Below are 17,579 nucleotides of genomic sequence, written 5' to 3'. Positions count from 1 at the left end.
GGCGGCCGCATGGCTTGCCGGGTACACCGGTTCCTGGCGCCGACGCCCGACCACGAACAGCTACCTCGACTGGTGGCCAGCGGAGGAAGTCACTTGTTGACGATCTGGGCAGCATGGCGAGTCCACCGCCCGATACTCTGCGCCCATGATCAGGTGTCGAGCCATGTCCGTGGCGGCGGTACTACTCGTGACCGTCGCCGCCTGCGGTGGCGGAGGGCCGGTAGCTAAGCCGGCTGCAACTCCATCCACCACGGATATCCTCGATTTCGCCGGGCGAAACGGTTGCGAGAACCTCGCCATCGCCGCGCGGGAGGGCGCCACCGATGACCAGATGTACCTGTCAGCTGCCCAGATGGCAGGGTCGCGCGACCTCGATCTCGCCACGCCTGGGCGGGCTCTTCAGACTGCGGTGATCACGGTCCGTGGGAACCATGACAAAGCCAGGGACGCCGAGCTGCGCACTGAGATGGCCAAGGCGAAGCAAGCGGCGTTGGAAGCGTGTGCCGCCCTGCTCGGCGACTAATACCGCAAGCGGCAGCGTCCATCGGGCCGGGCGGATGGGTGCCAAGAGTTGGTGGAGGACCTGCCGTCCGGGATGGAGTGCCGCTGCCAAATGTGCTGGCGTCGCAACGGGCGCGGAGCAAGTCTGGCAGGATGCGCAAAACCGCCGGAAGATGGGACGTATTTTCTGACAGTGCCAGTCACCCAAGATGCAGTCCGTACATGAGTAATTGCCGGAAGGGCCGAAAGTCTGGCACGAAGCCGGGCGGGGGATGGAGATGGTGGAAACCTGCTCGCGGCGTCGCCCTCTGACCTGGATATTGGTCTATGCGGCGTTGGCCACCTGGGGTGGCGTGAGTGTAATCACGCGGATTAACGGAAAGGCGTTCGGTGTGGGGCTGCTTGTCTGGAGCCTCTTCACCGTGGCCATGGGAGGTGCCCTCGGGGAGGAGATTCGGCAGTATCGCCGCCGGCGGTCACCAAGGTGGGTTGCCGCCCGGCTGGCGGCGCTTCGGCAACGGCGCTAAGTGGTGCCACGTCCTTGAGACGTGGCACCAGGTCGGCCTCCACCCGCCCGCCGCTCTCGGCTCGCCGGATGCGAGGACAGAGGGTCGTGGCATGACCGCGAGCGCAATCCTGTCCGGGTCTCTTGCGGACCAGATGCACGACCTCATCCACTCGCCGGGCGTACCCCCGCTCGCGTTCGTCCTCGCGTTCGCCGCCGGTGCGGATGGGGCACCCGTCGGTGTGTTGTTCGCCGGATGCCGCTGGCCAGCCAGAGATTCCGTCGCCCGCCAGCGTCGCGGCAGCGACGATCGCCAGCACGCTCTCGGCCGCAGCGGTGCTGCTGCGCAGCCGACGTACGCTTCGCAGCGCTCACGCCGAGAGCGCCCCACCCGTCGGCGTCAGGTCCGGTGGCCATCATCGAGGGCGGGCGACAATCCGCTCCACCGCTGCCTGATCCAGTCCCTTCTCGCGAAGTGCTGCGATCAACAAGGGATCGAGGCTGTCAAGCAGGGCCGAAACGTCGTGCCGAGGGATCGCGGTGGTGTCGGTGCGGAGTGTGAGGCGCGCGACGCCGTTCGCCATATCGGCCAGCACTCCCAACTTCACGTTGTAGATCTCGAAGCCCTCCTTCCAGGTGATGCTGGTCTCGTCAGTCAGGTCGACTATTGCCTGGTGGGTTCTGCCGTCATCCGACAGCCTCGGCGGGTTGTCACCCCACACCCGCACGTTGAGCCAGCTGTTCATCTCGAAGCCGCCCCGCTCCTGCGCCATCTCGTCCTGTAGCTCGCGGTAGCGCGGAATGTCGTACTGGCCGTGGCGCAATGCGACCAGGGACGCGTGGGCGGTGGAGCGCACGATGTCTTCGAAACGGCGTCCCGCGACCTCGACGCAGAGCCCGGCCATCTGCACCAGTTGGCCGACGAGGCCCTGCGATCTCCGCATGTGCCGATTGCTCACCATGACGGGCAGCCCGACACTTGCCGTGCCGGACCAGGCGCCGATGAGCGCGACGACGGCACCCATCAGCACGACTGCGGGCGAGCAGTCGCCGTACCGACGGGACAGGAGGTGGATGGCGATGAAGGCTGCCTGCGAAGTCACCCTGCCCTCGCAGTAGCGAGGCGAGTCGGGAGGTGCGGACGGACGGAAGAACAGCGTTGCGGGGAACCGGCGCATCTGGTCGCGCCAGTGCTGTAGGGAGCGGTCGCACAACTGGACGCCTGCCTCGCTGGCCTCGAAGTCCGCCTGGTCCGCGGGCTGCCAGTCCTGGGAGGCACGCGGGGCCCGTTCGTCGGAGTTGACGAGCCCCAGTTCGCACTGCAGTTCCGTACGCAGGAGCGCAGCCGCCCACATGTCGGCGACCATGTGGCTCAGCCGCAGCGCCACTAACCGTACGGTGTCCTTCTCGGCGAGAATCACGGCACGGATCGGCAGCTCATGCACCCCGATGTCGATGCCAGCCAGTTCGGCGGAGAGCATCGTGGAGGCTTCCTGGTCGAATCGGGGAACCGTCCACAGTTCCATCTGAACGGTTCCCGAGCTGAGCACATGTTGCCGCAGTCCCATCGCGGTGTCCCGGTCCTCGACGAAGACCGTCCGGAGGGCCTCGAAGCGGTTGACCAGCGAGGCCACCGCCCGTGCGGCATGGTCCGGCGACACGCGGTTTTCACCGGCAATCGGCTGAACGATGTTGATGCACATGTGCAGACCGTCTGACAGGCTGGACAAGGCGTCCCAAACCCACTGCTGTCCCCAGCTGAGATGTGTCGAGACGGATCGGTCGCCGACGAAGTCCAACGGATACGGGCGTCGTTCGACAGCTAGTTTCATCCCGTTCTGCACCTCCGTGTCGCTGATACGATCCGCCCATGTTCACGTTGGACAGCCGGGCGGATGTCCGCCGTCAGCTCATCGAACGCGCACAAAGGGATTCCAGGATCACTGCCGCTGCCCTGACCGGCTCGGCGGCGCACAAGACCGAGGACGCCTGGTCCGACATCGACCTGTTCTTCGGGGTGAGCGGCGGGGCGACCATGGACGTCCTGGTCGACTGGACCAGCTATCTCTACCGCGAGCTCGGCGCGGTTCACCACTTCGACCTGGTGGCCGGGCCGGCCACCTACCGCGCGTTCCTGCTCGGCGACCTTCTCGAGGTCGACCTCGGTTTCACTCCGGTGAGCGCGTTCGGGCCGGTGGGCAACGGCGCGTTCGAGGTGCTCTTCGGTCAGAGCGTGGACCGCAAGCCGGCGGTCACCGATACCGATCACCTCGCCGGCCGCTGCTGGCATCACGTGCTGCACGCGTACGTCTGCATCCACCGCTCGGCAGCCTGGCAGGCTGAATACTGGATCAGCGCGTTGCGCGACAACACACTGACTCTGATGTCTGAGCGACTCGGTCATCCGGGCGACTTTCTCAAGGGAGCCGACCGACTTCCGGCTGAGGCGAGCTCACCGCTGCGCGAGGCGCTGGTCCGCAGCCTGGACAACCCCGAGTTGTCTCGGGCCCTGAGGTCCGCCACCCACGCCTTCGTGGCCGAATTGCGCCACCACGATGCCCGCCTCGCAGCGGCGCTGGGGCCGCGTCTGGTCGACCTCGTCACCGGCTGACCTCCGCTGCCAGGCGTTGGCGGTCGATCTTGCCGTTGGCGTTGAGCGGCATGCTCGACAGTCGTACGAACCGGGCCGGCACCATGTACGGCGGAAGCAGTTCGCCCAGCGCGCGGCGCAGGGCAGAGGCGGCGTCAGGGACGCCGGTGTAAACGGCACAGAGCGTACGCTCATCGCGCTCCACGACGACGACCGCGTCCTCGACTGCCGCCTGCCGGCGCAGCACCGCCTCGATCTCGCCCGGTTCGACCCGCCGCCCACCGAGCTGTACCTGCCGGTCGAGGCGGCCAAGGTGAACGAGTTCACCGTGCTCCCACCGGACCCGGTCGCCCGTGCGAAACCACTGCTCCGCGGTCAGGGTTTTTGCCGAAGGCCCGAGGAAACGCCCGACGTTGTGCGCCGGGTTCAGGTAACCCCCGAAGCGCTGCGGCCCGCGAACACAGAACTCGCCCTCGTCGGCCTGTTGCCCGTCCGCGCCCAGGACGAGCCCCTCGAGGTGGCAGTAGACCCTCCCGATGGGCACGGTGCCGTTGCTGGTCGCCGGCCGATCGGCCGGATCGGTCGGTACCCGGTAGGACGTGCAGCCGACGGTTACCTCGGTGGGGCCGTAGGAATTGTCGATCGAACTGTTCGGCGCCGCCGACTGCCAGGCGTCGACGTGCTGCCAGGTCAACTGATCACCGAGAAATGTGGACTGCCGCAGGCCGGGCATCGCGCCGGGGGTCAGCGTCCCGCGGCGGCGGGCCACGGTCACCGCGGCAGGCACCGAGCACCAGTGGGTGAGGCGACGTTCTCGGACGTAGCGCACCGGGGCGACGAGTTCCGACCCGACCGGCACGATCAGGGCCGCTCCCGTTCCCCAGGCGGCGAAGATGTCCAGTAGGGACACGTCCCAGGTGAGATCCACAGTGTGGGACAGACGGCTGTCGGGGGTCACCTCGTACCGGCCGATGTCGTGCTGAAGGAAGGCCAGCACGTTGCCGTGGGTTAGGGGAACACCCTTGGGTGTGCCGGTCGAGCCGGAGGTGAAGAGGACCAGGGCGACGGTGTCCGGCGCCGGACCGCCAGCGTCCGCCTCGGACATCGAGTCGGGCAGGTCGACCGGTACTGTGCCGATACCGCCGAGGTAGTATGTATCGGCCCTCTCGGCGAGGACGCGGCGAACGCCGACCGACCGGAGCAACTGGCGGGCTCGCTCCGGTGGGTGTCGCGGGTCCAGCGGCACGACCTGGGCCCCGGCCCGGAGCGCCGCCAGGTAGGCGGCGTAGGTGAACGGCGACTTGGCCGCCACCAATCCGATCGGTTCCCCGGACACGATGCCGCGTCGGATGGCGCTGGAACGCTTCCACAGCTCGCGATAGGTCACGATCGTCGTAGCGAAGTCGAGCGCCGTCCGTTCCGGATTGTCGCGGACCGCGCGCGCGACGAGTTCCACCAACGTGGCAGCGGTCATCGAGGCGCTCCTTCGCCGAAGGTCGCGTGGACACGGCGCATCTCCGAGCGGCTGGCTGCGACCACCCGGCCGCCGGAGAGCAGCACCTCCGCGGGCAGCGGGCGGCTGAGGAATCCGTTCAGGCTGGCGGAGAGTCCATACGCGCCGACATTGGGAATCGCGAGGATCGCGCCGGGACGGGCGTCCGGTAGGGGAACGTCGCGACCGAGCACGTCGAGCGGAGTGCAGCTCGGTCCAGCCAGGTCCACGCGTGCCACGTCGTCCGCAGTCTCGGCAGACTCCGTCGGGATAGCCCGCATCGGCAGGAGCCGCCCCAGCCCCGTCATCCCGCCGAGGACGTTGATTCCGGCGTCCAACACCGCGTACGTCTTCCCTCGCGAACGTTTGACGTCGATAACCGTGGTCAGCAGGGTGCCGGACTCGGCGACCAGATACCTGCCGGATTCGAACATCACCTCCGGACGGCTCGCACGCCAACCCGGGAAGCTGGCGTCGAGCTGCTGCTCCGCCTCGGCGCGCAGCCGGGGGTAGCGGGGCCGGGACCCGGCTGCCGCGTACGGTGCGCCGAATCCGCCGCCGAGGTCGATCACGGCGGGTTCGAGCCGGCAGGTCCTGGCGAGTTCGGCCGCTGTGTCGATCGCGGCGCGCAACTCGGCGAGCAGCTGCTCCTCGCTGCGGGCGTTGGTGACCGGGAACAGGTGCAGCCCAGCCACGTGCACCCGTTCGGGCATCCGTTCGGGTGACCAGTGCGCGGCCAGGGTCTCGGCGTCGATACCGAACTGCGAGGCGATACCGGTCATCCGCAGGCCCGAACCGCCGGTGGCGCCCTGCCCATTCACGCGCAGCAACGCCGTCAGATCGGCGCGCTGCCGTGCCGCCGCCTGCCCGAGACGCTCCAGCTCCGTCAACGATTCAACTGAGAAGGCACGAACCCCAGCGGCGACCGCGTGTTCCAGCTCGGCGAGCGGCTTGGCGGGACCGGTGTAGAGCAGCTCCTGTCCGCCGGCGCCCGCCAGGAGAGCGGCCGCGAGTTCTCCTGCCGAACTGACTTCCAACCGGCAACCGGCCTGCCGCAACCGCCTCGCGATGGCGGGATGCGGATTGGCCTTCATCGAGTAGAGCAGCGTCGATGGCGAGGGCAGTACCGCTCGCAGATCGGCGTGAGCCCGGTCTACCCGCTCCAAGTCGTAGACGTACAGGGGGCTGCCGTAGGTGGCGACGAGCGACTGCCTGGTCTGCTCAGCCATGGCGGGTGATCATCGAGGTGGGAGCCGGCCGGGCGCCGTGCCGTACCAGCGCCTTGACGCGGTCGCCCAGCTTCCAGTGGCTGCCGTGCGGCGAGCGGTACGGTGGCCAGACGGCGGTGTCCAGGACACCCCACCGGGCCAGGACGGCCAGTGAGAGCGGATCCGACACCAGCCACTCGCCGTCGACCTTGAGTTCTGCCCAGGCGTGGGTGGTGGAGAAGGGCTGGGTCAGTAGTACCCCGAACGCCATCCGGGCCGATATTCCGTAGCAGGCAGCCTTGTCTACAAGGAACCGGGCGCCGGACTGGCAGTCGGCAAGCTTCGCGTCACGGAGGAAGGCCGGGTCGTCGGCGAGCGCGTGCGGCAGCCGCGCGAAGTTCACGTCGTCCAGCTCTGCCAGCAGCTCGCGGTGCGCGCCGGTGAAGTGGCTGGTCCGGCCGCCAGGCAGCGCCACCGTCAGGCGGTAGTGGCCGGTGTTCATCGGCGTGAGCATCGTGACCTGGATGTTGCTGCTTATCGAGCGGGACAGGTTGAAGCCGCAGGCTCCGTCGTGTGCAGGTGCGGGGCATCGGCTGTGCAGATCGATCGTGCGCTGCACTACCGTCTCCGCCGCGCCGGCTTCGAGCGCCGCGCCCATCAGCTGTATGGCGCTGCGGTGCGGCGAGGGCAGCCGAAGCTCCTCGCAGGCATTGCGCAGGTCATTTGTGTAGAAAGTTGGTTCCGCCCCGTCGGTGCCGTGCGGGAAGCCGAGGGCGAGGAGTCGGGCGAGTAGCACGTCGGGCATTCGATGGATCCGACGGGCGCTCTCCCGGGACTCGGTGAAGGCGCGGTACCGATCGGGGATCCGCTGGGCGCGCTCGACGACGACCGCCAGTGCCTCGTCGCTCGGGGCGACCTCGATGGGAATGGTCTCGGCCGTGGTCACGCAGCATCCTGGTGCCGCCGGACCACGTTCCACAGGTCGCGGGGTGTCGCGAAGATGTCGCCGAGCAGGTCCTCGTCGGGGATGATTACGTCGTACGTCTCCTCGATCTCTGCGAGTAGCTGGACGGCTGCCAGCGAGTCCAGGCCCGCCGCCAGCAGGTCGGTCTCCGGGGTGAGCTGCCCGTCGCCGAGCAGTGGCACGGTTCGCCGGAGGATCTGCTCGAAACCGGGGTCCAGGATGTCGTCGGTCATGCGACTGCCGCCCCTTCAGCCCCGCCCAGGACGAAGCTCGCCATCGTCGTGGACCTGCCGGGCTCGTACCAGTTGAGGCAGGCCATCGCTGCCGTACACCGGATAGGAAAGGCGGGCTCCGCCTCGTCCACGTCGCCCACACTGGGCGCCCACCCGTAGGCGAGAGTCACGTGTGGCAGCGGCGCCGTGCTCGGGCTGCCATACGGTGGATAGCCGGGGTACGCCCGCCACAGCGTGTCGGTGAGAGCACAGAACGGCTCTGCGGGTTCTGGTTTCAGATAGACGGTGCCGTCCTCGAACGTGTGTCGGGTGCCGGCAACGGTGAACGCGAACGGCCTCGTCCGGGCAAAGATGCCGCGCAGCCGGTCCAGCAGCTCGGCGCCAACCTGTTCGGCCGAGACGAACGGGCCGAGCACCGTGACGTGCGCGTGAACGGAGTTCGGGTCGGCGAAGACGAATCCGGGCAGCGCACGCTGCATCCGGGGGCGGACGAGCGGCTCCAGCGCCGGCACGGGTATCACGATCGCTGAGTGGGCCATGCGGGCTCCAGGATGTCGGTATCGGTCATGTCGGTGTCGGCGAAGAAGCCTGTGGCCGCCTGGGCCGCCCACAGGCGTGCGTAGTGTCCGTCGGCCGCGAGCAGGTCGTCGTGCCGGCCGGTCTCGACGACCCGGCCGGCGTCCAGGACGACGATTCGGTCGGCGCGAGCTGCGGTGGCCAACCGGTGCGCGATCACCACCGTGATACGGCTCCGGCCAAGGCGTGCCATGGCGTCGAGCACGGCAGCCTCCGCAGCGGGGTCGAGCGCGGCCGTCGCCTCGTCAAGCAGCAGCACATCTGGCCGTACCAGCTCGGCGCGGGCCAGAGCGAGCAACTGACGCTGCCCGGCTGACAGCCCCTGTCCCCGCTGGCCGGTGGGGTGCGAGTAGCCGCCGGCGAGACCGGCGATCATGGCATGGGCGCCCACCCTCCGGGCGGCCGCCTCGACCTCTGCGTCGGATGCCCTCGGGCGTCCGTACGCGATGGCGTCACGCACGGCTCCGGCCGTCAGGTACGGATCCTGCGCGACGATGCCGAGCCGCCGCCGATGTCCGGTCAGGTCGACCTGCCGCAGGTCGACGCCGTCGACGAGGACCTTGCCCACGGTGGGGTCGTAGAAGCGGGCCAGCAGTTTGATGAGGGTCGACTTCCCGGACCCGCTGCGGCCGACCAGCGCCACGGTCTCGTCTGCCCGCACGGTGAGTTCCACGTCGGCCAGTGCGGGTCGCACGGCACCGGGATAGGTGAAGCTGACTCCGCACAGCCGAATCTCGGTGGCCGGTCGCCGAGCCGGAAGCGGATTCGATGCCCTCGCAGGATGCACCGGCGCTCGCATCAGCGTGCGTAGTTGCGTGAAGCCGACCGCCGCCTGCCGATAGCGGTCGAGCACCTGGGAGAGGTCCTGCACGGGTGAGAAGACGAGACCGATGTAGAGGAAGAAGGCGAACAGCACACCTGCGCTCAGGTCGCCGCTCGCCAGCCGGGCTGCCCCGACGAGCAGCACAGCCGCCCGGGTGAGATCGCCGAGCAGGCTGATGAACTGGAGGTAGACGCTGATCAGGAGGTGGGCCCGCAACCGGGAGTCCCGGTAGCCGCGTGACGCCGTGACGAACCGATCGCGGAGATCTCCGACCCGACCGTAGATCTGCGCCACGCGCAGACCCGTGATCACCTCGTGCAACGTGGTGTTCAGCGCTCCCACCAGACGCCGGGCCGCAGCATAGGCAGGCATCGCGACCGCTCGGAACAGCCACGTCGCGAGGGCGGCGACCAGCAGCGCGAGGACCAGCACGAGCGTCAGCCCCACATCCATGGTCAGTAGCGCGGCCAAGACCGTCACCAGCATCGCCGTACTGACCAACGCGACTGGCACACCGGAACGCAGGAAGTCGCCCAACGCGTCGACATCGGTGGTCATCCGGGTCAGCAGCTGCCCGGTCGGCTGACTGTCGTAGTAGTCGAGCCCGAGCCGCTGCAACTGGCTGAACGCGCGGACGCGCAGTCGCATGAGCACCTCCTCACCGGCGCGCGCTGATGCCGTCGCACCACCCATCGCCGCCAGCCAGCTCACGCCGGCAACCACCAGCACCAGCAGCGCGATAACGAGCAGCACGGGATGGGAGCCTGCCCGGATGCCCCGATCCACGCCTTCGCGAAGCAGTGCGGGGATCGCCGTGCGGGCGCCGATGTCGAGGAGGGTCAGGACAAACGCTGCGGCCAGCAGCAGGCGTACGGAATTGAGCAGTTCCGCCAGGCGCAGCGAGGGCGGATCGTGGGGGAGTGACGCGTCGACGGGCTCGGCCTTGAGATTTGTGGTGTCGGGTTCGGACTGCGCGCTGTCGCAGGGATCCTGTGGGACGGCCAGCCGCCTGTCGGCGGAGGCGAAGATCGATCGGAAGGCCGCGCAGCGGCGCTCGACCTCGGCGAGCGGCCCGGCGTCTATGACGCGACCGTCCTCCATGACCACCACCCGGTCCGCCGCCTCCAGTATCGAACGTCGGCGGGTGATGAAAATGGTGGTGCGCGCTGCTTTGCGGAGATTGGTATGGACGCGGCGCTCGGTCTCCGGGTCCAGCGCGGACGTGGCATCGTCGAGGATCAGCAGAGACGGTCCGGGGAGGATCGCCCGGGCGATCGCGACCCGTTGGCGCTGTCCGCCGGAAAGGCGCCCGCCGCGCTCGCCGACCGGGGTGTCGTAACCCTTCGGCAGTTGGGTCACGAAGCCAGCGGCTGCCGCGTGTGTCGCAGCCTCGATCTGCCGCATCCCCGCGGCAGGCCTTCCGAACGCGATATTCGCGCGAACCGTGTCGTCGAAGAGGAAGTCGTCCTCGAATACCAGGCCGAGGCGGGCCCGCAGCTCTGCCGGCCGAACCTGGGTGAGATCGACGCCGCCTACCAGCACCGTGCCTGCGTCTGGCCGGTAGAACCGGCCGAGCAGTCCCAGCAGGGTGGACTTGCCGGCGCCGGCCGTGCCGACCACGGCGACGGTCTCGCCAGCCTCGATTCGTAGCGTCAGCCCCTTGAGCGCGGGCGGGTCGTCCCCGTAGGCCAACCACGCGTCACGGAGTTCCACACTCAGCGGCCCGGGTGGCAGGGCAACTGGTTTGCTGGGTTCATCGGCCTCGGGCGTCGCGTCGATGACGGCCAGCACCCGCTCGGTGGCGGCTCTGGCCTGTTGCGTCACGGTGAGCAGTGGGGTCAGGCCGCGGAGCGGGCTGATCACCTGGTTCAGGTAGACGCAGAACGCGAGCAGGGTGCCGATGCTCAGCCGGCCCGACATCGCCAGCCCGCCGCCGAGGAGTAGCAGCGCCCCCTGCCAGACAAGGGGTACCGCCTGCAGCGCCGCCGAGTACCGGCTCTGTAGCCGGGCGGTCGTCAGGTTCGCGGCGTACAGGGCTCGACTCTGCTCCTCGAGCTGCGCCAGTTCGCGCGCCTCCTGGGCGAAGCCCTTGACCACGACGGCGCCCGACACCGCGGCTTCGACCTGGCTGGTGACCTCGGCGGTGTGCTGCTGCGCCGCAGAGGTCACCGGGAACAGGCGGCCCGGCGCCCGATGCGCCATCCACCACAACGCCGGCACCATAGCCGCTGCGAACAGCGCCAGCCAGGGCGACAGGACCGCCATCGCGGCGAAGATCATGAGGAACAGCAGCCCATTGCCTACGAGGACTGGTAGCGCCGCGATGGCCCCCTGCACCAGGGCCAGGTCGGCGACCGTACGGCTGACGAGCTGACCGGTGCTCAGACGGTCCTGACCTGGGCCGTCCAGGGCGGCGAGCGCGTCGAACGCGCTCGTACGCAGTTCGTGCGTCACGTCCAGGGCGAGCCGACCGGCGTAGTAGCTGCTCAGGAGGTTGATCGCGTACCCCAGGACGGCGAGTCCCACGAGCAGCCCGGCCCACCACCACACGCCTGGGCTGCGAACCCCGGCGATCAGGTCGTCCACTGCCGCCCGCACGACCAACGGGGTTGCCGCAGAGCACACCTGGGCGACAACTACGCCGACCAGCAGCGCGAGCAGCAGACGCCGGTGATGCAGGCAGTACGCCGCGAGCCGGCGACGCCAGGATCGAGGGTTCGGTTCCGGCATCAGGCCGAGCACACTTTGCACAACTCATCGAACGTGCAGGTCAGCAGCATTTCCATGGAGGGCCGAAACCCCCACGTCAGCTCGATCCGGTTGGCGAGCATGGTGGCGATCAGCGAGTTGCCGCCGGCTTCGAGCAGTCGGGTCTGCGGCCCCACGTCGTCCACATCGAGCAGTTCCTGCCACATTCCGCCGATCATGCTCCGCACCTCGGCAGTGCTACGTTCGCTCATCACTGCTCCCCATCCCAGAGCACCGGGCAGATCTCGGGATCGGAGTAGTCCGGATTGCCGGCCTCGTCGAGGCGGCACAACACGTCGTTGACGTGCGAGAGCCGGTTCCCCTTCTCGTCCGTGTTCGGCACGTATCGGTTCGTGTGGTCCTGCATGTGTACGGCGAGCGCGATCCGCGGACGATCTGCGACGTTGCGCCGGCTGCCGTGGATCGTGCGGCAATGGTGGAAGCTGACCTGGCCGCGTCGCATCAATAGGGAGACCGGCTCGAAGCTGCCCCCGGGCCGGCTTATCCGCTTCTCGATCTCCCGGTGGTCTGTCTCGTGGAAGTACTCCAACTGGTCGTTGCCGGCCCAACGGTGGCTGCCGTCGAGCACCTGCATCGGCGCCAGGTCCTCGTCGATGTCCTGAAACGCGATCCAGGCGGTGATCAGCTCGCGGGAGGAGCAGGTCTTCCAGTACGCGATGTCGGTGTGCCAACCGACGTTGCTCTGCTCCGCCGCCAACTGTGGTGGTTTATAGATCAGCTGGTCGTGGAAGAGGCGGACGGTGGGGGTGCGGGCAAGGGTGGCCGCGGTCGCCGCGATCAGCGGATGGTGGACCAGCCGGCGTAGCTCCTCGACCTGAAGGGAGACGTAGTCGTTCTGCCGCAGTGTATTGCCGCGGCTCTCGTTCCAGTCGGTGCCCAGCTCGACGAGCAGGTGCGCATCCCGCTCGCCGCTGTAGTACCGCTCGACGCCGAATCGGGCGTCGTCGATTTCCTCTGCGGTGAGCAGCGGTGGCGAGATCCACCACCCGTGCTCCTGGTAGAACTGAACGTCTTCCTCGTTGGGCAGCAGCGCGGCCTGGGCGTCGGCGAGCCTCAAGGCGACCTCCTCTCGTACCACTGGGACCATGCCCCCACCGGACTGAGCACCTCGACCGGCGCCAACTCGGTCACCGGCCGGAGGGTGAGCTCTCCGGGTGCCGGCCGGACGGCATCCGGGAGCGGCTCGCCGAACAGGGCGGCGTACGTGCTCACCGGCGTTTGCGGACTCTCGCAGAGATCGATCAGGATCTCCTGGTAGACCTGCAGGGCCTGGGCGACGGCACCGTCGCTGAGCGCGTCCGGGGGATAGAGGGCAGACAACGTCAGCGCGCCGTTCACCTCCCGGGTAAAGAACGTCAGCCGGGCGGGCGTGGCAGCTGGCACGCCGGTGGTCTCGTCGTCGAGGTACAGGCCGATGACGTCGCACCCGGCGAGACGCAGCGCGTCCATCGGATAGCGGTCCATGAGGAACATCGCCTCGGGCGGAGCTGCGTCGGCCCAGTTCAGTTCCGTGCCGAGCCGGTTGAGCAACGCCGGAAACGGCAGTCGCTGATGATCGAGTACAGCCAGCATGGTCGCGGAGGTGCGCAGCAGGCATTCGGCCAGTGACGGGTCACCACGCAGGTCGGTGCTCGTTAAGAGTGGGTTGTAGTGAGCACCCAGCACCGTTGCGCTGGGTGCGGTCGGCCGGTTCGCGGCCAGCGTGCCGACGATCGGCTCGGTCACGCCGGTCCAGCTCAGCAGCAGCGCCTTGAAAGCGGCGAGCAGCAGGACGAACGGTGACGCCACGGCGTGGCGGGCCACCTCGCGGATGTGGTTCACGAGGTCGTCCGGCAGCGCGACGACCTGCCGGCGCAGCCGCGTGCCGGTGCCGTCCGCCGCCGCCGAGGAGGGCAGACCGCAGCGCGGGCTGGCGGCCCGCAAGCGGGCCCGCCACCAGTCCACCTCCTGAGCGCCGGCGGCACTCGCCAACCAGTCCTGTTGGTCGCGCGCATGCTCGCCGCAGTCGATGAGCGCTGGCTCCAGCGCAGCGGGCCGGCCGTCGCGCCGGGCCGCGTAGCTCTTGCTCAACGCCAGACCAAGCGTGTGCAACGACCAGCCGTCGGCGGCGATGTGGTGCAACGTCAGCAGCAGAACGTGGTGCGGCTCCGCCGTCGGCGCGTCGCTGTCGGCGCCGGGGCTGATCAGCAGCAGCGCCGCTCGGATCGGGACCTCGGTGGACAGATCGAAGCGGCGACTTCGCTGCTCGTCGGCGATCCGGCCGGCGTCGGCCAGACCGGGCACGGTCCTCGGAACAAGATCGAGAGCAGCGGCGACCGCTGCCGGTTCCAACACCACCGCCGCCGGCTCCCCGGCCACGGCCGGGTAGAGGGTCCGTAGCGGCTCGTGCACCAGGAGGACGTCGTCAAATGCCCCGGTCAGCGCGGGTACGTCCAGCGGACCGGTGATGAGCAGCGCGTAGCTCAAACTCAGCGCCGCGTGCTCCCGCGTACGGCGGGCCAACGCCCAGATCTCCCGCTGCGAGGCGGTGAGCTGCCCGGACCCGTCGGTCCGGACATCGGTGGCCGCGTACTGCGTCACGGCCGGACCGCGTAGACGAAGTGCACCGGGGTGCCGGCGTGCAACGGGTCCTGCTCGGTGGTGACCCGGTAGCCCCGCCGGGTCAGGAGCGCGGCGATGGTGGCGACCCGGTCGTCCAGGTCGTGCGCCTCGACCACGATCTGGCCGATGCGCTCCCAGTCTGCCTCGGCGATACCGTCGAGCACCTCGAGCTCTGCCTTCTGCACGTCGATCTTGAGCAGATCGATGTAGTCCGCCCCGGTCTCCGCGAGCGCCTGGCTGAGCGTCCGTCTGGGCACGATGAACGTGGTCGCGAGCATGCGCTCGTCGAGATACTCGCCAGAGCCCGCCAGCAGACCACTGGCCTCCTCGCCGAGGCGTGACAGGTTCGCCAGGATGCCGGAGAGCAGTCGGCGCTCCTGTGCGTCGTCAGGGTGGAACGATGACATGCCGGTCAGGTTGGGATAAAAGGTCAGTTCCTTGCGGTCCGCCTCGGCGCCCAGCCCGTACGGCAGGATCTGCACGTTGGACAGTTTCTCGGTGTTCATGCGCAGCGCCTCGAACAGCGGCGGACACGGCTCGAACGCGTACACCCGGGCATTGGGCGCCCGGTCGAGGGCGTAGAGCGTGAAGAGTCCGATGTGGGCGCCGACGTCGAAGATCACGCCGTGATCGGGGTAGCGGATGCCACCCCGGTCGTACGTACGGTGCTCGAACACGTCGCGGTAGAGGTAACGGGTCTCTGCGGGCTGCAGACAAACGACACTGCGGTCGTCGGGCATGCTCAGGGGCCGCATCTGTGGGACGGTGACGGGCTGCTCCGTGACAGCCGGCCCGGCGACCTTCGTCCCGCCGCCCCGCGCGGCCCGCTGAGCGTCCACCTCCTTCGCGACCGTCGCCACGGTCGTGCCGCGCAGCAGGTTGCGCAGCGGAAGCGCCACCGAGAACCGCTCGTTGACCTGAGCCACGACCTGAATCCCGATGAGGGAGTGTCCACCCAGGTCGACGAAGTTGTCGTGGCGACCGACCGGACGGCGTAGGGCCGCCGACCAGATCTCCGCGATCACCTCCTCGGTCTCGCCGACCGCGGATACGCTGCCCGAGGTCAGCGCCGCCTCGGCCGGCGGCGGCAGGGCTTTGCGGTCGACCTTGCCGGTCGGGGTCAACGGCAGCGACGTGGTGTGCACGATCGCCGCGGTCGCAGGGACCATGTGGTCCGGGATGCGTTCCAGCAGTAGCTGGCGGATACGGGAAGCCGCGGGCTCGCCGTCCGTCTCGGTGATGACGTGGACCACGAGCTGGCGGCCAAGCCCCTCCACGTGGTGCACGGTGGCGGCGGCCCGCCGGATGCCGGGTAGGTGCAGCAGGTTCGCCTCGATCTCGCCGAGTTCGATCCGGTAGCCGCGGATCTTGACCTGGTCATCCAGGCGCCCGAGGAATTCGATCGTGCCGTCGGCCAGGAAGCGGCCCCGGTCGCCGGTGCGGTAGACGCGGCCACCGGGAAGGAACGGGTCCTCGCTGAAGCGTTCCGCGGTGGCGGCTGGGTCGAGGTATCCGCGAGCCGGCGCGACGCCACCGATGTAGATCTCACCTGGTACACCGGCCGGTACCGGCGCTCCCCATGGATCCAGCAGGTAGACCCGGACGTTGCCGATCGGCCGGCCGATCGGTGGTGTCTCCGGCCACCGCGTGCTCGCCTCCGTCAGTCGGTACGCGGTCGCCACGTGAGTCTCGGTTGGGCCGTACTGGTTGTCCAGTTGACAGTCGAGCCGATGAAAGAGCCGCCGCACGGGCATGGAGATCTGCAACTGTTCACCCGCGACGACGACCTCCCGCAGCATCGGCAGGCCGAGTTGGGCCGTGTTCGCGGTGACCGCCAGTTGATCCAGGCTCACCGGGGGCAGGAACACCCGGGCGATCCGGTGATGCTCGATGAAGCGGGGCAACTGTGAGACATCGTCGCGGACATCGTCCGGGGTCACCACGAGGCTGCCGCCGAAGCCGAGCGTGGAGAAGATCTCCTGGAAGCTGACGTCGAAGCCGATCGACGTGCGCTGCATGGTGCGCCGGCCGGCCGGGTCCTCACCCCGGTCGCGCTGCCACGTCACCAGGTTGACAAGGGTCCGGTGGGTCATCGCCACGCCCTTGGGTCGTCCCGTTGATCCCGACGTGTACATGACGTAGGCGAGGTCGTCGGCGGCGATTTCTATCTCTGGCGCGGCGTCCGGCTGCCGGTCGACCTCGGCCGCCGCCCGGTCGAGCTCGATCAAATCAGGGCCGGGCGCGGGGAACAGGCCGGCGAGAGGGGACTGGGTGACCATCAGTTCCATGCCCGCGTCTTCGATCACCATCTGGTTGCGCCGCGCGGGGAACGTGGCCACCACCGGCACCACAGCCGCGCCGGCCCTCAGGATGGCCAGGACTGCGATCAGCAGGTTCGCCGAGGCGGCAAGGCAGAGCCCGACGCGGGATCCCGGACGCACGCCGCGCTCGACCAGGTGCCGTGCCAGACGGTTGGCGCGCGCGTCGAGCTCCCGATAGGTGAAGGTGCCATCGTCGGACACGACCGCCTCGGCGTCGGCGTGCTGCCGTACCGCCTCGGCCACCAGGTCGGTCAGCGTGCGCAGGTCAATGGTCGAGACCGGTCCGCCGCTCCAGACATCAATGATCTGCTGGCGCTCGCTGTCGTCGAGGTAGTCGACGTCGCGCGTCGCGTCGGCGGTCCGGGACGCCGCCGCCAGGAACCGCAGTAGGTGCCGGCCGAACCGGGTGACCGTGTCGGTGTCCTGCACGACGGCGTTGTACTCCAGGAACAGGCCCGTACCCGTGACCGTCACGGAGACGTCGTGCCGCGTATCTGGCAACGCCTCGACCTGCGGGTCGGTGTTCAGCAGCACAGCGAACAGCGGGTTGCGGTTGGTGACATCACCGAGGCCGAGTTCACCGAGCAGGCTGTCCACGAAGTGGGCGTGCGCGGACGCCTCGGCCAGCGCCGAGGAAGCATTGGCCAGGATGGTGTCGAACGAATCGTCCGGATCCACGGTCACCGCCACGGGCAGCGCGATGCCGTCGACGACGCAGCCGATCACGATCGTCTGCGGTTCGGTGGACCCGCTGTAGCGGCATAGCACGGCGGCCACGGTCGCCAGCCAGGTGATCCGCGCCCGCTCGGGGTCGGTGGTGTCGGTGACACCCACGTCCATCGGCAGTTCCATGCGCTGGCTTCGGCGGCGGTAGATCTTCGAGCGGCGGCGGAACAGCGGCGGTCCGGCATCGCGTACGGCGCTGCGGAGCCGGTCGGCCCAGTAGGCCAGATCCTGCCGGACGGCGATACCTTCGGTCTGCGTCACTGAGACATT

The 17,579-nt window shown here is 68.8% G+C and carries 13 protein-coding genes; 2 read left to right on the top strand and 11 right to left on the bottom strand.

Annotated features, from left to right (window positions below):
* Nucleotides 1-187 precede the first annotated feature (187 nt).
* Nucleotides 188-523, top strand: coding sequence for a hypothetical protein (locus ACQPZK_RS20625; RefSeq protein WP_433534579.1), 336 nt, complete (start codon nucleotides 188-190; stop codon nucleotides 521-523).
* Between the two features lie 899 nt (nucleotides 524-1,422).
* Here the strand turns inward: ACQPZK_RS20625 and ACQPZK_RS20620 are convergent.
* A complete protein-coding gene (locus tag ACQPZK_RS20620; protein ID WP_433534578.1) occupies nucleotides 1,423-2,709 on the bottom strand; it encodes a condensation domain-containing protein in 1,287 nt (428 codons plus the stop codon).
* Between the two features lie 167 nt (nucleotides 2,710-2,876).
* Between ACQPZK_RS20620 and ACQPZK_RS20615 the strand changes: the two genes are divergently transcribed.
* Nucleotides 2,877-3,617 (top strand): hypothetical protein, encoded by a 741-nt coding sequence (locus ACQPZK_RS20615; RefSeq protein WP_433534577.1) that lies wholly within the window; start codon nucleotides 2,877-2,879, stop codon nucleotides 3,615-3,617.
* On the opposite strand, the gene ACQPZK_RS20610 is transcribed toward ACQPZK_RS20615, so the two are convergent.
* The 10 genes from ACQPZK_RS20610 to ACQPZK_RS20565 are packed head-to-tail and all read right to left on the bottom strand — an operon-like array spanning nucleotide 3,607 to nucleotide 17,570.
* A complete protein-coding gene (locus ACQPZK_RS20610; protein WP_433534576.1) occupies nucleotides 3,607-5,070 on the bottom strand; it encodes an AMP-binding protein in 1,464 nt (487 codons plus the stop codon). The two genes, ACQPZK_RS20615 and ACQPZK_RS20610, sit on opposite strands and share 11 nt — an antisense overlap.
* Entirely contained in the window at nucleotides 5,067-6,317 is a 1,251-nt protein-coding gene (locus ACQPZK_RS20605; protein WP_433534575.1) for a type III PLP-dependent enzyme, read from the bottom strand. The genes ACQPZK_RS20610 and ACQPZK_RS20605 overlap by 4 nt, the downstream gene beginning before the upstream one ends.
* Nucleotides 6,310-7,242, bottom strand: a complete 933-nt coding sequence (locus tag ACQPZK_RS20600) for a transglutaminase domain-containing protein (protein ID WP_433534574.1) — start codon at nucleotides 7,240-7,242, stop codon at nucleotides 6,310-6,312. The genes ACQPZK_RS20605 and ACQPZK_RS20600 overlap by 8 nt, the downstream gene beginning before the upstream one ends.
* Nucleotides 7,239-7,493, bottom strand: coding sequence for an acyl carrier protein (locus ACQPZK_RS20595; protein ID WP_433534573.1), 255 nt, complete (start codon nucleotides 7,491-7,493; stop codon nucleotides 7,239-7,241). The genes ACQPZK_RS20600 and ACQPZK_RS20595 overlap by 4 nt, the downstream gene beginning before the upstream one ends.
* Nucleotides 7,490-8,032: a 2'-5' RNA ligase family protein gene (locus tag ACQPZK_RS20590; RefSeq protein ID WP_433534572.1), complete on the bottom strand. Its 543-nt coding sequence runs from the start codon at nucleotides 8,030-8,032 to the stop codon at nucleotides 7,490-7,492. The genes ACQPZK_RS20595 and ACQPZK_RS20590 overlap by 4 nt, the downstream gene beginning before the upstream one ends.
* Nucleotides 8,011-11,634, bottom strand: a complete 3,624-nt coding sequence (locus tag ACQPZK_RS20585; protein ID WP_433534571.1) for an ABC transporter ATP-binding protein — start codon at nucleotides 11,632-11,634, stop codon at nucleotides 8,011-8,013. Before ACQPZK_RS20585 ends, ACQPZK_RS20590 begins: the two co-directional genes overlap by 22 nt.
* On the bottom strand, nucleotides 11,622-11,852 hold the full coding sequence (locus ACQPZK_RS20580; RefSeq protein WP_433534570.1) for an acyl carrier protein: 231 nt from the start codon (nucleotides 11,850-11,852) through the stop codon (nucleotides 11,622-11,624). The genes ACQPZK_RS20585 and ACQPZK_RS20580 overlap by 13 nt, the downstream gene beginning before the upstream one ends.
* Nucleotides 11,852-12,718 (bottom strand): phytanoyl-CoA dioxygenase family protein, encoded by an 867-nt coding sequence (locus tag ACQPZK_RS20575; protein WP_433534569.1) that lies wholly within the window; start codon nucleotides 12,716-12,718, stop codon nucleotides 11,852-11,854. The genes ACQPZK_RS20580 and ACQPZK_RS20575 overlap by 1 nt, the downstream gene beginning before the upstream one ends.
* On the bottom strand, nucleotides 12,715-14,241 hold the full coding sequence (locus tag ACQPZK_RS20570; RefSeq protein ID WP_433534568.1) for a condensation domain-containing protein: 1,527 nt from the start codon (nucleotides 14,239-14,241) through the stop codon (nucleotides 12,715-12,717). The genes ACQPZK_RS20575 and ACQPZK_RS20570 overlap by 4 nt, the downstream gene beginning before the upstream one ends.
* Entirely contained in the window at nucleotides 14,238-17,570 is a 3,333-nt protein-coding gene (locus tag ACQPZK_RS20565; protein WP_433534567.1) for a non-ribosomal peptide synthetase, read from the bottom strand. Before ACQPZK_RS20565 ends, ACQPZK_RS20570 begins: the two co-directional genes overlap by 4 nt.
* Between the last annotated feature and the right edge of the window lie 9 nt (nucleotides 17,571-17,579).

Source organism: Micromonospora sp. CA-249363 (genome assembly GCF_050950185.1).
Lineage (GTDB): Bacteria > Actinomycetota > Actinomycetes > Mycobacteriales > Micromonosporaceae > Micromonospora.
Note: the sequence above shows the minus strand (reverse complement) of the source record. Positions and strands in the feature narration are given on the sequence as shown.

Coding starts and splice junctions, on each gene's coding strand:
- ACQPZK_RS20620 (WP_433534578.1), bottom strand. CDS start 2,709: ATGTGCATCAACATCGTTCAGCCGATTGCCGGTGAAAACCGCGTGTCG.
- ACQPZK_RS20615 (WP_433534577.1), top strand. CDS start 2,877: ATGTTCACGTTGGACAGCCGGGCGGATGTCCGCCGTCAGCTCATCGAA.
- ACQPZK_RS20610 (WP_433534576.1), bottom strand. CDS start 5,070: ATGACCGCTGCCACGTTGGTGGAACTCGTCGCGCGCGCGGTCCGCGAC.
- ACQPZK_RS20605 (WP_433534575.1), bottom strand. CDS start 6,317: ATGGCTGAGCAGACCAGGCAGTCGCTCGTCGCCACCTACGGCAGCCCC.
- ACQPZK_RS20595 (WP_433534573.1), bottom strand. CDS start 7,493: ATGACCGACGACATCCTGGACCCCGGTTTCGAGCAGATCCTCCGGCGA.
- ACQPZK_RS20590 (WP_433534572.1), bottom strand. CDS start 8,032: ATGGCCCACTCAGCGATCGTGATACCCGTGCCGGCGCTGGAGCCGCTC.
- ACQPZK_RS20580 (WP_433534570.1), bottom strand. CDS start 11,852: ATGAGCGAACGTAGCACTGCCGAGGTGCGGAGCATGATCGGCGGAATG.